Source organism: Sporolactobacillus sp. BBK16-2, from assembly GCF_059878335.1.
Map to the genome: position 1 here is coordinate 2,577,575 of NZ_CM187611.1, position 15,972 is coordinate 2,593,546.

Sequence of the window (15,972 nt, forward strand, 5' to 3'; positions counted from 1 at the left end):
ATTTTTTATTCCTCTCAACTGAGCAAGAGTGATAAATTACGCATTGATTTGGTAAATGATATGTTTTAAATTCTGCAAGGTAATCATGTCCCATCACAGCGTGTTCATAATGTTTAATAAGCTCTTATAGCTATCAACATCGTGATACACAACGTTGTCGGTAGAAATTTCATTAAACAGCTTTCTTGCGCATTTTATTTTGGCTTGTTCGATAGGCTTTAGTTGCAGGCTTTCCATTGTGCCTTTGGTTTCGGCAATGAAGTAAATGTGCTTTACCGTTCCTTCATAAAAAGCAATCGCCCAGTCAGGGGAATAATTGCCAACTGGCGTAGGTATCTTAAAGCCCTTGGGCAACTTCGCATAGACACACACCTCATTTGCGTCGTCGAGATCTTGGGCAAATCTGCGCTCTACGCTCTGCTCTGCTATACCGTCCGTGAAGACATAGTCTTGTATGTGCTTTTCGGCTTTGAACGCCTTATCAATACTCTGTGAGTGCTTTTCTGTGGTAAAGATCGTGCTACCATAATTACCCTCAATGAGGTCATAAGAAATATGCTCCACAATCATGGTAGCCTTTTGCTCTTTGATTAGCCTAATGACTTTAGTGATGAACTCTTCCGGGTTGTACCTGAACATCGTCAACTTTACAGGATTAAGTCCCGACAAAATAGTTGCGACGGTTCTACGTGTCAAAATTGTGCCTTCCGCAACCTTGCCGATAAGATCATACTTTACTTGACTGGTTTCGGCGTGTTGTAAGGTCTTCGTCCGTGTTTTGGCAGTCATAAACGCATCTCCGTGATCAATAGCAGAAGCTTCCATGACCTTCATTTGCTCACCAGTTGAAACAGTATACTGAAGCTGCGAGATAAATAGGTTTTCGTCAATGTGCTTGATAGATTTCTCAATAAGTTCATTTGTGTCGAATTCTACCGTGTAGGCGTATTTGTGATTGATATAGCCCCAAAGAGTCTGGAATTCTTTTTTATAGAAGTTCTCATTCAACTCATTTTCAATAATTTTCGTCTTGTTTCCATCATCAATCATATTGTCAAGAACACGGTCGTCGAATACGCTTTGAATAAGGGTATGCACGCCGTCCACGATAGGTTGCAAATCATCCGGTAACGGCGCAAGTGCATTGTTAGCAAGGTCTGCACGGTAAGCATCGGTGACATGATCATCGTCATCCACATAATCGTTTTTGAGCAGATAACGATAGATGTCTTTTGCCTGCTTCTTATTAATCGTGGTTGACTGTACGCCGGTTTTGACAGTTTTGCCAAAGAAGTAATCCATCGTTGCCTTCGACGGCCTGTCATAGAGAACATCCTTTATCTGCTTTTGCAGGTCAGACACAAATGGTGCATAGCTTTCGCTGGCAATTACGGTCAACAGATTGATATTGTGTACGTTTTCGCCGCAGGTTTCTACATCCATTCGGTTACCGCTCTGGTCAACGCAAAGACGCATACCACGCCCGACTTCCTGACGCTTGGCAGTTGTACTGTCGCTATGCTTCAAGGTACAAATCTGAAAGACGTTCGGGTTGTCCCAACCTTCTCGCAAGGCTGAGTGGGAAAAAATAAATCTTGTCGGTTCCTCAAAACTAAGAAGCTGCTCTTTATTCTTTAAAATCAAATCGTATGCAGAAATGTCATCTGAAAACTCGTTACCACGCTTTATCTTACTGTTTATGGAATGCCCTGTTTTTCCGTCAATGCTGAAATAGCCCTTATGCGTGTCCTCTACAGCAATGCCTTTCAGATATTGCTGATATGGTGTATCGAATAGATTGATATAATCATTTAGGACGTTGATATATTCATGCTCGAACATCTGTCCGTATTCACCGAGATTTTCATCACCATTTTCATCGTATTGGCGATACTTTGAAACCTCGTCAATAAAGAATAGAGACAGGGTTTTAATGCCTTTGTTGAACAGCATTTCCTCTTTTTTTAAATGCGAGATGATTGTTTCTCTGATTTGTATGCGCCGCATATCCTTTTCGGATACATCTCCGATAACATCACCTTTTTTTATTATTTCGCCATTAGTAAAAGTAACAGTACCGTTTATCGGATCAATCTCAGATATCGTATAACCCTGATACTGCTCCATCTTTTTTGAAAGGTAGTAGAGATTGTCTCCGACGCTCCGTGGTCGGGTTTCGCGGTTGATGGACTTATTATAAGCAACTTCATATTCAAGCCTTGCCATCGGCGGCTTCTTGCTGGAAAGCACAATATTCTCAAGGTATAGATACTGATCTGTGCCACGGAAGTTTTTTACTTCAAAGCCCTTAACCTCGATTTTTTTAACGAGCCTCTTGTTATACGCATCCAATGCGTCAAGAACATAGACAAGGTTGTGGTGGTCTTTGTGTGTCGCCGAGTAATTCAAACTGAACAAAGGATTGAAGTTATTTAACGCTTTTTGCGTGACTGAATCTTTTTGGCCCATTTTCTGCGGTTCATCTAATATGATAATCGGTCTGTTTGCGCTGATCACATCAATCGGGCGGCGAGATCCGAACTCGTCACGTTTTGAATAAATAATACGAGCTTCCTTGCTTCTTCCGCCTTCTTTCATGGAAGTTGCGAAAGCCTGCGTGTTGATGATCATGACATTGATTCCGCTACTGCTTGAATAAGTATCAAGTTGATTGAGGTTGGTACTGTTGTATACAAAGAAACGGACTTTTTTGCCGTAGTGCTCCATGAAATGATCTACTGTTATTTCAAAGGACTTTTTCACGCCCTCGCGGATCGCGATAGACGGTACGACTACAATAAATTTGCTCCATCCGTAACGTTTATTCAACTCGAAAATAGTTTTTATGTAGACATACGTTTTGCCTGTACCCGTTTCCATTTCAACGTCAAGCGAACACTTTCCGAGGCGTTTCACAAGGTCATTGGAAAGCTTGATGTTGTTCAGGCTTTGCATTTCACGAATATTGTGCAGAAGCTGTTCATCGGTCAGTTCTATCTGCTCATTCTTAAAACCCACGTCATTTTCAAGCTCGATTTGCTCACTATATTCATCAGTTGTATCGAAAGTAACCTGCTCCAGATGACGTTTTCCTAAATCACGAATATAACTTGTACGGGCATAATGGTGTTGACCGTTAAATATATTAACGACACTTTCAACAGCATCGGTTTGATAGCTCTGTATCTTAAAGTTAAACTTCAATTATGCTGCCCCCTTAATTCAAGTACTGTATGGCTAATGCAATAAGTGATAAGCAACGATTGAAGAAATAATCAAAGTGCTTGCTATCAGTAATATCTATTTTTGTAGTTTCATGATGACGTATCCTGAAATTGTTTCCAATATCAGTAAGCATTTTGAACTCAGTATTAAATAGATTTATGAAATTTTCGTCACTATTACCCATTGCTTGCATAATCTTTTCAACAGATTTCTTCTTATCAAGCGTTGGGGAATAATAAGTTTTAAGTCTCTCCAATGCATCCCAAACTTTCTCTGTAGCTAAGTGCTGATTTTCTTGCCGAGGGCTTTTATAAAACCTGATTGCTTCTTGAAGAAGTTCCTTTGTCCCTTTTTCATGTACTGTTTGAACTGCACTCTCTATATTCTCTGTAAGAACATCAAATTCAACAATACGTTCAACCTCTCTATTATTTGTCAATGCATATAGCAATCCCGTTTTTTGAAATATATTGTTTACTTCATTTTGAAATTGCAAAAATATTTTAATTGAAGGGTTAGTTTCAAACCCCAAATCATCATGACAAAAATAGCTATGGTAATCCCTTGATGTAATATCCTTAATATTTTGAGCAATATATTCAACATAATCGAGTAAGGAATACTGGTCAAAATCATCATATTCATTTGGTGCTTCAATGCGATCATAGTTACCACGATGCAAATTTGGTATTTCAAACTTGAGAATGTTGCTAAATTTTTTATAGTCTAACCCACATATTCCTCTTCCATCAGGACATTGTTGAGGGTAAAGCCATGCCAGATTGTCCAAATATTTATCACAACAATCCATAATTAAAGAGTACATTATAATACTGATAGTTGATGTTTTTTCTATAGGCATTCTCATATTGTTCCGTTCAGTAAAATAACTCATTACAGCACCTTCCTAACTGTGGATGGGCTGTAGGTAGAGAATATCTGCTCGAAATTTGTTGCTACGCTATCATTTGCCATGGAACTATCACGGAAGACGGCGTAATACGGCTTTCTTAGTGCGATAGCTTTGACAGTTTCTTCGGTAACATTATCATCAAAGCAAGCGATCAGATAATCGTCCATGACCGAAAAGACTTTCTTATCAGCAATAGTGTTTTCTTCAATTTTACTCGACAAAAGGACACCCAAATCAAGCATTACCTGGAACAACAAATCTTCGGGTGTACGATCTTCTTTGATATTATCTGTCAACTTGCTAAAAAAGTTTGGTTCATACTCTGCCGGATTATAGTAAACATTCTTCATATTGGTGGTGTCACATTTCAGAACACGAAAACCAATATCAAGTAATTGCGCTGTCAGCCCAAATTCTTCTTTGATTTGTGCACCTGCACGACGAATACGTTCTTTTCCTATTTCACAGATGTTATGAGATGCCTTAATAGAATCCAATAATTCAATTGCATTATTCGCAACTTTTTTACTTTTTTCAGATGATGCTTTATCGGGATTAATTTCTTCGGGTAATTGAATAAGAATAATTTTCCGCTTGACATTTTGGTCAATATTTGCTAAGAATGTCGCATGTGCAGTGGTGGCAGATCCAGAAAAGAAATCCAGCACAATGTCTCCCTCACTTGCACCACAAAACTCAATAATTCTTTTAATTATGTCTTCATCCTTTGGATTTTCAAAAACTTTATCTCCCATAAGTGTTGCAAGCCTTTTTGATGCAGCACGTCCATCTTTATAAAATACACTATATGGGACGCCATCCTCATGGTCCTTTAAATATGATTTAACTGTTGGCACACTTGTTTCATCTACGCCAAAGTTTACTCTACCATTCTTAACCCACTCATTCATGTTTTCTTTGTTGGTTAACCAACCACGTGCCGGAATTTTTACAGGTTTTTTCGTTGTCGGATGAATCAGCTCAAATTTAGGTCCACCACCACCCGGCCACGATATATCAGAAGCAAAGAAAATACCCTTAGAGTCAACTTTATTGTAGTGCGCATGGTCTTTGGATGGATGTCCATCGGGTAAAGATTTATACCATGCTTTAAGTCCTTTTTCAATAGATTTACAATTATCTCTATACTGAGATTTAAGGTTTTCGTATTTTGCATAAATTTCGTCAAGCCCCTGCTTCCTCTCACGCCATATGATTTTATTCTCTTTAATATAATTAGCATTGCGAAAATAGCATAAGATGTACTCGTGTGATATAGAGATATATTTTGAATCATTCTTGCGACCAGCAGCCCATACTAATTGGGCCACAAAATTAAATTGTCCAAAAATTTCATCACATATATTTTTCAGCGTGTTAATTTCATTTTCATCAATTGAAATGAAAATAACACCATCATTAGAAAGCAAGTCTCTTGATAATTTTAATCTGGGATACATCATGTTCAACCAGTCTGTATGAAAGCGACCATTTCTTTCGTTATTTTGCACAAGACGGTTGCCTTCTTCATCATACTGTCCGCTGTTGGCAAGGTATTCGTCGGTATTTTGCGTAAAGTCATCCTCATAAACAAAGTCGTTTCCTGTATTGTACGGGGGATCTATATAAATCATCTTGACCTTACCCAAATATGTTTCTTGTAACAACTTTAATACCTCAAGGTTATCGCCCTCAATGTAGAGATTTTCGGTTGTGTCAAAATCAACGCTCTCTTCACGACAAGGTCGCAACGTTTTAGCAATGGGTGCATTGGCAAGTAGTATGGACTTCTTCTTGTCCGGCCAAGTAAACTGATAGCGTTCTTCCCGTCCTTCGACTACAACATTTGAAAGCTCCTGCTTAAGCTTATCAAAATCAATTGCTTTCGTGAGTTTATCGTCAATAATTGTTTCGGTGACACAGTTAGGAAACAGTTTACCGATCTTTTCAACATTCTCGTTCACCTTGTTTATGCTATGCATTTTAAGCTTGTCCATGTAATCAAACCTCCAGTAACGTATAACTTGTACCACTAATCTTGGAATGAAGAGCATTACCACAATTCAAGTTATTTGATATTTTATTCAATATAGCCTTATGTTTATCTGTACAGTTCAATCCGGCTACTATTCTGCTTGTCTTAAGCCCAATTTTTTCTATACTTACTCGAAATCCCTTTTTACCATATGATGGGTGGATTATGCGGAATTCTCTTTCACTTTTCCATGAATCATGCTTGATGAATAATTGTTGTCTTAACAGAGTAGCATAAAACTCAACTTTCGGATTTGTGCTTTGCTTCTTTTCAATCATTGTTGAAAATTCCGCATAGAAATTCGAAATAATTGAAGCTAATGGTATTCTATTGGGCTCATAGCTAATAGAAAAAATAACGTCCGGTCTTAAAACATCGTATTCTACACAAAAACCATGATAATTATTGGTGTAGTACGCCCACATCGGCAAGCAATCAGGAGAATTTGCAGATAGAGAAACTAAGGCCCAATACTTCCATTGTTGACATACAAGATGATCAAACTTTGACATTATGTAATCATTATATCCTTGGGTTTTAAGTTTTTCGTGGTCAACATACATACACTGAAACTCATAAGGATCGTTCAATTCTGATGCCGATGATAACCAAAGTTGCTGATCTTTCAAGGTTTCAAATTTCTTACTATCCAATTCATCATTTGACCCGAGAGAGTAAAATTTAACAAGTTTCTTTGGTACTAAAGATTTACGCAGTGACTCTGCTTCGTTAATCTTCTTGTCCATTAATAGCTGTAGATACTTGTTCAATTGATCAGCACCTCCATTGCTCTTTTTCTATTCTGAAGTTGCTGATACATTTCAAACTTCTTCCTCGGTTGTTTTTCGCTACGCGTCAGCTTTTCTAATCTATTAATTTCCTTTTGTAATTTCAAAATCTCATCCTGTTTTTGAATTCTGACTTCAATAGTATCGGTGGCATTGTTTCCCATGATGTCGTCCCGCAGAGCAATCCGCTCTAAGAAATCGTTCCACACGTCGTCCAACGTAAAGCCGTTTGTCGAAAGAAACAAATCGTCAACCAGCTTCCATTCGGTTTGGTACAGTTTGCCATAATAAATCGCAAGTTGTGCTTTGCTCCCATATCTTAGATAAAATACAAGCTGGTGCGTATTCTGTCGAGCAATGTTTTCAACAATGCGCCTGTCGAATTTTTGCTTTTTCAATTCCACTGTAAGTATCAGAATTTCACTAACTCTCTTTCCTGGTTCAAGGTTTAATGTGTTTGCGGTGAGCAAGTTTGAAAGAGTGATGTGTCTGATGTCTGTGACGAATTTCTCTTTCAAATCTGCGCTTAAGGTCAGCCGTTTATAAAAAGCCTCCTTTGGTATAACGCGATTAACAGCCGTGGCTGTCGGAAATCCGTTCATTCGATCACCACCAAGAAGCATATTAGTTCAAAATCATCCACTCCACGAATATCACCGGAAAGGAAAGTCGTCTGTCCATTCCCGAAAAAGCTGTCGATGTCACTCTCTTCTTTAACATCAATAATGGAGGCAACCGCTTCCCGTAGCAACTCAGATATCCGCTTCATGTCCTTTCCATCATTGGTTTCCATGTTAAAACGATGGCAGAGATCCAAATCGGGTACACCTTTGCCGCGGCACAGGTGGCGGATACGATCCAATATTTCTTTAGGCTCCAGATGGTCGCAAATCACCTTCCCGTCATCACCTATATATACCATGTAAAACGGGTGTAGCTGGTTTTGACTTTCGATTTTCATGTCAAGATTTACGTTTTTCAACACGAATATTACACCTGGTTTTTCGCCGCGCACTACAGCATTGATACCAAAGGGTGTACGATCGAGGCTCGGATTATCTTTCAAATAGGCGATCAGATCCATCCGAAATTCGTTGAGACCCAAATCCATGATGGAGATACCGTTATTCATTTCCTCCAAATCGACCACTTCGTTCTGTAACTTTTCAAGCTGCTGACGGCGATAGCTAAGATCACCGTTTTCATTTTGATTGATGTAGTCATCATCGCCCGTGGATGTCATGACGGAAATACGCATTCGTGCTTCGACGCGTGCCTTAAGGTTGATGTATTCATCCAGAGTTAAATCTGGCCAGAAATTGACGAGTTGAATGACCTTGTTTCTGCTGCCGATACGGTCGATACGACCGAAGCGCTGAATGATGCGTACAGGGTTCCAGTGAATATCATAGTTTACTAGATAATCACAGTCCTGCAGGTTCTGACCTTCAGAAATACAGTCTGTGGCAATTAAAATATCGATTTCGTTAGGGTCATTTGGCATGGTCAACATTTTTTCTTTTGAAACAGGCGAAAAGCATGTAAGAATACTGTTCAAATTGCATGGAAAACGAGGAATCGTTGTCCTGCCTTCAATGTTCCCGGTAATAAGAGCAGTATTCAAACCGTACTTTTTCTTGATATATTCGCTGACATTATCATAGAGATATTCCGCTGTGTCAGAAAATGCTGTGAATATCAGAATTTTCTTGTTGCCGTGGTTAATGGGGTTCTCGATTTTTCCGCTCACGATTCGAGTTAATTCGTTGAGCTTGAAGTCATATTTCGGCGTAATATCCTCTACCATGAGCAGTAACAGCTCAAGGATGTCAAGATCAGCCTTCAAATCACGTTGCCATGAGACGTAGTCCATATCCCTTAGGTCGATTTTGAATTTCTTACCCACATTGAACATGTCGGTGTTCTGATCGTCGAGATCAAAATCATCAGCACCGACATCTTGAGCCGAAATTGTAGTACCAGGCTGAAAATTTTCAATTTGCTCCAGTGTGTCGTGATACTGGTCAAAGATGCGTTTAACAGTCAGCATGAAAGAATGAACCGAGCTTTCCATGCGCTTGAGCAGGTTGATATTCATCAATCTCTGGATCCCGCGCTCACGACCACTTTGAGAAATGGTCTTTGCGTGTTTTGAGTTGGGATCAATGTATTTGTCAATCTTACTTGCGAGTATGTATGCAGAAGGCGTGTATATAGACAGGTTCAATTGCATTAATTCAGCGTATATCTCCTGATAATTAATGGCATCAGGCTTATCAGTCAGCTTCGGACGTAAGGAAACGGGCTTGTTCCGATGCGGGAAGCTACCAATTTCTGAGGTATCATAGTACCGCTGGATGTGTTTGCGGGAGCGGGCAATGGTCACGCTGTCCAATACCTCGAAAAAGTCAAAATCAAGCTGTTTAAGCAGCGATGCAGTGGTACGTTGCTCTGGAGGTTCTTTTGACCATGCGTTGTAAACCTTCTGCGCCTGTCGAAAGATGGTATCGATGTCGGTTTTGGTGTTAAGTTTGTCATTAATGACATCCGTATGTCCTTCGTAAGCCAGTGCAAGCTGATTGCGCAGATCATAAAAACGATTATTAACAGGCGTTGCTGACAACATCAGCACCTTCGTCTGAACTCCAGAGCGGATAACACGGTTCATCAGGCGGGTGTAACGATTTTCTTTTTCATTATCCTCGTCAGAAGTCGTGCCACCGTTACGGAAGTTGTGACTTTCGTCGATGACCACAAGGTCGTAATTACCCCAGTTAATACGGTCAATGGGCAAACCTGTAGCCGTCTCTCCATGGTCACGGGACAGATCGGTGTGGTATAAAATATCATAGCGCAGGCGGTCTTTCGCAAGTGGATTATTGATAAGGTTACCACGATAGGTCATCCAGTTGTCTTTGAGTTTTTTCGGACACAGGACGAGGACATTTTTGTTACGGCCTTCATAATATTTTATGACGGCTAATGCTGTAAAAGTTTTGCCGAGACCTACGCTGTCAGCAAGAATACAACCGTTGTACTGTTCCAGTTTATTAATGATGGCGAGTGCTGCATCATGTTGAAAATTATATAGCTTATTCCAAATAACGCTTTGCTTGAATCCTGTAGATTCGTTAGGCAGCACATCTTCCGAGACGTCTTCAAGAAATTCATTAAAAATATTATAAAGTGCCATGAAATAGATCAATTCAGGCGGGTTTTCTTGATAAACGGAAGAGATACTGTCAACGACTTCGTCTGTAACATCCTGCAATTTGGACTCATCGCTCCAGACTTTGTTAAAAAGCTCAATGAATGCCGTGCTCGCAGGCGACTCCATGCGGCTGACTATATTGCTAATGTTATTGCCACGTTCACAACCTAGATCAACTGTTGTAAAGCTGTTTACAGGCATGTATGTATACTGTTCAGTACTCGTTTCAACATTTATGAAATTGTTCATACCATCTTTTGTAACATTTGATTTAAAGGTAGCTTTTCTTTGAATCCATGATGCACACTCTTTGGCAATTGCTTTTTGCGTCAGTTCGTTCCGTAGCTTTACTTCAAATTCGGTGCCATATAGACTTTTTTCGCGATGCAGCCGAGGGATATAGAATTCACGTTTCTCTTTAGGCGTTTTTTCAGCAACAAATGTTGGCGAGGTGAAAATAAAGCGCAGTTCGTCAATATTCTTAAGTTGTGATCGTAACTCTTGAAAAGCATAAATTGAAAAGCAGGCGGCTGCGATAGACACACGACTACCCTTAACAATCATTTTTTCAAGATCATCTCTGACCACTCTTGTTGTATTATTAAATATCTCCACAGCCGCACTTCCGATCTTGTCCGTTTATCAAAATATTTTTGTGTTGGTTGATACATACGATCGATTAGTAAAAGGATTTGGCTCTTCATCATTTTCTATGACCTTCGTACAATCACTGTCGTTGGATCAATTAGTCTAGGAACATATCCTTTTGTCAATCCTTAGTTTAACTGAAATGTGTCCATAAAACTATCCTAACATCAGTAAACGCTCAGCTGATCGTGTAAACATGAAGGAATGGCTTTAACAGATTAAAAATCATACTATGAAGCTTAACGAAATAATTCTTCAAAACTATTATATTTCACTTTTAAAGCCGATTCTCGTGAACCTTCTATTCGAATTCGATAACATTTCTCTTTCTTCTTCCGGCTCACTGTGAATGACATCTTACCAGCATTAATAATCTGAAGAATTTTCTCTTTATTCAATAATGCGAGTTCACTATTTGCCAAATCTTTAGATCCACATACTAGAGCAAGAACCACATTCTTACCTTTCTCAATAAAATTCCTAAGTTCTTGGAAGTCTCCCGTAATATTAAAAACCCAACTATTGTAATCAAGCGTTTTTGTATTCTGTTGCTCTGCACGATATTTCATAAACAATCTGTACTCGTTTCCAGAATTAGTCGTAAAGTCATAAACCTGACGATCATGTTCATCATTTCCTTCAATTAATGCCGGGTCCATTATACCCTGATTAAAAAGCATGGATAGAACAGCTCCATAGTAGAAATCTGCAACTATTAATTGTGACATGTTCTTCTCCCCCTAATTTTTTTGAATATTACCTGCTACCCCAAATAAACATTCTCATTATGCCATTCCAAATACTGCCGATCTGGGAGCTGATCTCCACGTTCAGGCACAACAGCCAACTTGCTGCCATGAAAGGCATAATACTCCTTGCCATTACCGAAATCCTCTTTTATATGATGGCTCACTTCTACGGTCAGAGTATCATCAATGGTGATATAGCCACGGTCAAATAAAGTATGAAAGTCGCTTCTCAGCAGCAAACCATTTTTTATCTCATGCGGACCGTTCATACTATATGGTTTAATATGTGCCGCCTCCAATACAGGCAGCGTTTTTTCGCCAGTTATAGCACACCTTCTATGATAGGCATCTGCAATCATCACTTTAAATGCGCCTTGACCGACACGTGGTTTGATTAATTGTTCCTTGCCATACCGGTTAGTTGAAGTATCTTCTTTGACGATATATGACTCAATAGCTTCTCTATTTCTCAGTCGATCCCGTACTTGTTCGAATAATGATAGACCAACAGGTTCAGTTGTTTTATAAGTTTTTCCTTGTACGATATTACTGTTCCAGTCTTTGGGTTGAGGAATCCAATCTTTTTCTTCAAAGTAAAAGGGCATTGAGAGAATGATGCATCCAATTTGAGGATCAGGATCAGAGAAACGGTTTGTTCTTCTGTATTTATAAATCCGTTCATTGAGTGCCATCAAACTGCTCGCACCATTTGCGATTCCAAATGCTTCCCAGGCGAGTGTTGATGGGAGAATGGAAAATTTCAAGAAGAAGCCGCCACCAACAATATAATTCTGCGGACTGTGCGTTTTGAATAAAAACAAATCCCCTTCATTCAAAGCTTTAAAGTTTGTCCGCCCACCAGGCTTCCAAAAATTCACTTCATCACAGTTTGCTTGTTTTAGAGTCTTAAACCAATCAAAGTCCGTAATCCCAACGTACATTTTCATTGGTATCATCGCCTTTATAGGGAGCTGAAAGAAGCTGAATTGTTATGTATCTTTAGAACCATAATTCGACAATAACTGGTAAAATTCCTTCAATAAATTGAATTATTCGCAAAAACACCAATAGAAATAATGAAAAACAACAGCAATTCCCGATCTGAATCACTGTTGCTTTTTATCCTTCTTTCTTTTTATTCCATAACCTTTTATCTCAAGAAAGGGTTGGCATGATCGTATGGAATATCATTTCTAATGTAGCAGGAAACAAATGTAATGCCCTTTCTAAGGATCGAACAGTATCATTCTCTCTTCTAAGTCGTCTGTTATCTTTACAATAATGGCAGTGGTGTGGTTTGATTATTGTTCTTAAAGTAGGATCGGTATTAGGAGCATTATGCGGGTCTTTTCCCCAACTGATGATGTGGCTTTGTTGAATTTCTTCAGAATACGTACAGAGTAACTGTTACCAGTCCAACGACTATGGCCGCCTTTTTAAACAGCCTTCAAATGGGATTCCGTACATAGCGATCCAGAAGGGTTCAAGTAAGGTTTGTGAAACACTGGGTAAGGTTAAAACCGAGTTTGGTAAATTCGGTGATATTTATTGAAAAAACCAAAAAGAAACTACAAGAAGCTACGAACAATATGGACAAAAAGTGGCAACTCGAACACGAGTGATTCAGCATAACTTAAGCGAAGTTGAAGAGCTGCCTAGCGAGGAAAAAGAAATTTCAGGACTTTTGGAATAAATTTGAAGGATAAGTTCTACACTTTGGGGACTAATTTCGTTCCAAACAATAAAAACGCATGATTGCATTAAATCCTGCAAACTGTGTATAATAATAGTAGATCAAGGCAAAATAAATCCGCCAGTGCTTCGAACACTGACGGCATGACAATATCCGCGCAGAGCGGATGCAGTGCCTATAACTGAATTACTTGTTCACGGTAATCCGTCTCAGCTTCTGCAAGAGCATATGAGGCGGATTATTTCTTTCTGTCTGACAGCATCAAGATAAGCACTCCAAAACTAATCATAAGTGTTATCGCTTGAAATACTGTCATTGGCGTCACCCCCTTTCTGAGGGTGTCACCGCATCCGCTCATATGCATCATCTATTGCCTGTTGTCATTTTAACATAGTACGTGTGTTCGCATCCTCAAGTGGTCAGTTATTGTGCCAATCTTTTTTAGCAATTTTATGATGAATTTCTGCAAGCATAGCCAATCCCCTTCTTATGTGCTTGTCTCATTTTCCTTTCTTTTAGTTTATTTTCTTTTAAACACCCATGTGATGAGGTACAGTGGAATCGTGATTGGTCCCAAAAGCACATAGACCAAAAGGAACTTAAGTATCTTCCCACCATATACAAACAACCACTTAATTATTAAAAGTGGCACTGAAATAGGAAACAGAAGCACATATAATACAAAGAATTTTATCATAAATATCTCCTCTCATAGTTCTATTTGTAATAAGATGTAACCGATATAGATTCCGCTATTGCCGTTCAACCATTAATCAGACAATCACTGATCGTTGATCTATTTACCATTTTTGGTACCTCGCTGATAAGGCATCGATAAAAAAAGATCCGGCTAAGTGCTTTCACACATGGTCGGATCAGTTTTTTCATATTTTCCTGTTTTTACTTGAACCGGTTCTCGACTACTGTCCCATTAGGCGTCCAGTCACGATCCACAGTCCGAAAAGCTGGCGAGCCTGAGTGCATGTCATCGTCACCTCATCACCAACCTTGATGAGCCGAGTCGCTTTTGAGTTAGGTAACACAATCGAGAAGCCACCGGGAGCACCGAGGCCAACGCCCATCGCGCTTGAAGAACCGACTTCCTCGACGGTTACTTCCAGCGTTTTGTCAGTAATGTCCGCCCCTTCATCCAGTTGCTTAACGAAAGCACGCCCTTCAGCTGCATCTGAAACCGTATAGTCGGCGCTTGGTAACGCCAGTCCTATGCTGAGGCTGACAACAATCAACGCCAACGCGCCTGCCAAGGTGAGCCAGTTCGCTTTTACCACTCGTCGATGCAGGATCAGCCCAATCACAAGCCACACCACACCTACCAGCAGTCCAAGCACACCACCAATCAATCCAAATCCTACGACTACCATTATTGTTACCTCCAATGAGTATTCGGTCATTGAGACCTGCCATAGAGGTTGTTTTTTTTGCGAATTCAAGTAAAAAAAAATAACTGGTGGCATCCTACAAGTCCCTGAGATGTCGCCAGATGTCTTCGTATTTCTTACACTTTGCTTTTCCCTATATTTACAGGCATTTTGGACTTGATCATTCCGATCAATATATCCGTCAGCTCAGTCGGCGCAAGGTCACTCAAATTGACCTTACCTTCGGCCACCATTTCCATCAACTGGATGTAGCCGAAACCAAGAGCACCCGTGATGGCGCTGCCGATTGCTCCCGAAACCGTATTGGTCACTAAATTGATTCCAGGCACTAAATTGAGCAGCTTTTTTGCCGCCAATTTACCCATCTTCATTGCGCCGAACAAGCCAAGCGCACTTGCCAAAACCGTTTCCACTTGATGTCCGGTTAAACTAACCTCATAGATTGAAGTAATTTTCACCAGCATTGTGCGTTGGACGTCAATCATGATTGGCGCATTCGATAGTGGCATGAAGCCGGCTCCAAAATTTGTCGCAGCTGATTTCATCACAGCTTTCGTTGCCTGCTGATGTTTCATCACCAGTTCCGGTTTCTGCGCACTCGCAAAGGAATCCTGCAGTGTCTCCGGTAATACTTCCACTGTCTGCCTCACGAGTTCATCGACGCCAAAGGCAGACACCCACTCTGAATCACTTGCCAATACTTTGACCGTCCGTAACTCCGGTAAATCCTGTTTCGCTACTGTTGCTAGTGCATCCGCCTCTTCAATTGAATAGGTCTTCGTCAGCACCATGATGACGGGAATGTGGTGTTTCATGAAGTATTTCATAAACTTTATTTCTTTTTCCTCGATTTTCGAACCGCTTGCTGCAACACAGTACCATAGACAGTGAATGTCGTCCTCTGTGGTTGGTGTCCTCTTGGTTTGGTGAATGAGCCACTTGATATGTATCGTAGCCTTCCATAGTGCCACTGGATTTAGTTCAAATCCCACGGTGTCATAGATGCGGACTGGAAAATCAGCCTTCTCGATCAGATGAATCTTATCTGTGATGGGCTTTCCAATACCGGTTTTAGCCATTTGTTCACCGAACACTGCATTGATCAGCGTTGACTTCCCCACGCCACTTTTACCCGCAACCATAATATTGACCTTCTTGAGTTTATGAAACTCGTCTCGAACACTTTCTAACGCTTCTTCAAGAACTTTCTTCATCTCTTGTTCTTCTGCCATGAGTTACCTCCAGTAATCATTGTTTTTGGTCTATGACCCTACCATGGGGTATGTTTTTTTTGCGAGTTCAACGTGGGG

General features: G+C 40.0%; 11 protein-coding genes. All 11 read right to left on the reverse strand.

The features are described 5' to 3' along the window. Positions 1 to 93: 93 nt before the first annotated feature. The gene (locus tag AC6F33_RS12760) at positions 94 to 3,204 is read right to left on the reverse strand and encodes a type III restriction-modification system endonuclease (protein WP_500777208.1); all 3,111 of its coding nucleotides are present in this window, start codon (positions 3,202 to 3,204) and stop codon (positions 94 to 96) included. A gap of 13 nt (positions 3,205 to 3,217) precedes the next feature. Then, positions 3,218 to 4,120, reverse strand: coding sequence for an AbiJ-NTD4 domain-containing protein (locus AC6F33_RS12765; RefSeq protein WP_500777209.1), 903 nt, complete (start codon positions 4,118 to 4,120; stop codon positions 3,218 to 3,220). After that, on the reverse strand, positions 4,120 to 6,135 hold the full coding sequence (locus AC6F33_RS12770; RefSeq protein ID WP_500777210.1) for a site-specific DNA-methyltransferase: 2,016 nt from the start codon (positions 6,133 to 6,135) through the stop codon (positions 4,120 to 4,122). Before AC6F33_RS12770 ends, AC6F33_RS12765 begins: the two co-directional genes overlap by 1 nt. A 4-nt stretch (positions 6,136 to 6,139) precedes the next feature. Next, positions 6,140 to 6,943: a DUF2971 domain-containing protein gene (locus AC6F33_RS12775; RefSeq protein ID WP_500777211.1), complete on the reverse strand. Its 804-nt coding sequence runs from the start codon at positions 6,941 to 6,943 to the stop codon at positions 6,140 to 6,142. Beyond that, positions 6,940 to 7,563, reverse strand: coding sequence for a DUF4391 domain-containing protein (locus tag AC6F33_RS12780; RefSeq protein ID WP_500777212.1), 624 nt, complete (start codon positions 7,561 to 7,563; stop codon positions 6,940 to 6,942). Before AC6F33_RS12780 ends, AC6F33_RS12775 begins: the two co-directional genes overlap by 4 nt. Further along, on the reverse strand, positions 7,560 to 10,787 hold the full coding sequence (locus tag AC6F33_RS12785; RefSeq protein WP_500777213.1) for a helicase-related protein: 3,228 nt from the start codon (positions 10,785 to 10,787) through the stop codon (positions 7,560 to 7,562). Before AC6F33_RS12785 ends, AC6F33_RS12780 begins: the two co-directional genes overlap by 4 nt. A gap of 272 nt (positions 10,788 to 11,059) precedes the next feature. Beyond that, positions 11,060 to 11,548 carry a hypothetical protein gene (locus AC6F33_RS12790; RefSeq protein ID WP_500777214.1) on the reverse strand — a complete coding sequence of 163 codons (489 nt, stop codon included), beginning with the start codon at positions 11,546 to 11,548 and terminating at the stop codon, positions 11,060 to 11,062. A 35-nt stretch (positions 11,549 to 11,583) separates the two neighbouring features. After that, positions 11,584 to 12,516 carry an HNH endonuclease gene (locus AC6F33_RS12795; protein WP_500777215.1) on the reverse strand — a complete coding sequence of 311 codons (933 nt, stop codon included), beginning with the start codon at positions 12,514 to 12,516 and terminating at the stop codon, positions 11,584 to 11,586. A gap of 984 nt (positions 12,517 to 13,500) precedes the next feature. Then, entirely contained in the window at positions 13,501 to 13,629 is a 129-nt protein-coding gene (locus AC6F33_RS12800) for a putative holin-like toxin (protein ID WP_480948546.1), read from the reverse strand. A gap of 553 nt (positions 13,630 to 14,182) precedes the next feature. Beyond that, on the reverse strand, positions 14,183 to 14,644 hold the full coding sequence (locus tag AC6F33_RS12805; protein WP_480948547.1) for a hypothetical protein: 462 nt from the start codon (positions 14,642 to 14,644) through the stop codon (positions 14,183 to 14,185). Positions 14,645 to 14,778: 134 nt separating this feature from the next. After that, a complete protein-coding gene (locus tag AC6F33_RS12810) occupies positions 14,779 to 15,894 on the reverse strand; it encodes a GTPase (RefSeq protein WP_480948548.1) in 1,116 nt (371 codons plus the stop codon). Between the last annotated feature and the right edge of the window lie 78 nt (positions 15,895 to 15,972).

Coding starts and splice junctions, on each gene's coding strand:
- AC6F33_RS12765 (WP_500777209.1), bottom strand. CDS start 4,120: ATGAGTTATTTTACTGAACGGAACAATATGAGAATGCCTATAGAAAAA.
- AC6F33_RS12770 (WP_500777210.1), bottom strand. CDS start 6,135: ATGGACAAGCTTAAAATGCATAGCATAAACAAGGTGAACGAGAATGTT.
- AC6F33_RS12780 (WP_500777212.1), bottom strand. CDS start 7,563: ATGAACGGATTTCCGACAGCCACGGCTGTTAATCGCGTTATACCAAAG.
- AC6F33_RS12790 (WP_500777214.1), bottom strand. CDS start 11,548: ATGTCACAATTAATAGTTGCAGATTTCTACTATGGAGCTGTTCTATCC.
- AC6F33_RS12795 (WP_500777215.1), bottom strand. CDS start 12,516: ATGAAAATGTACGTTGGGATTACGGACTTTGATTGGTTTAAGACTCTA.
- AC6F33_RS12800 (WP_480948546.1), bottom strand. CDS start 13,629: ATGATGCATATGAGCGGATGCGGTGACACCCTCAGAAAGGGGGTGACG.
- AC6F33_RS12805 (WP_480948547.1), bottom strand. CDS start 14,644: ATGGTAGTCGTAGGATTTGGATTGATTGGTGGTGTGCTTGGACTGCTG.
- AC6F33_RS12810 (WP_480948548.1), bottom strand. CDS start 15,894: ATGGCAGAAGAACAAGAGATGAAGAAAGTTCTTGAAGAAGCGTTAGAA.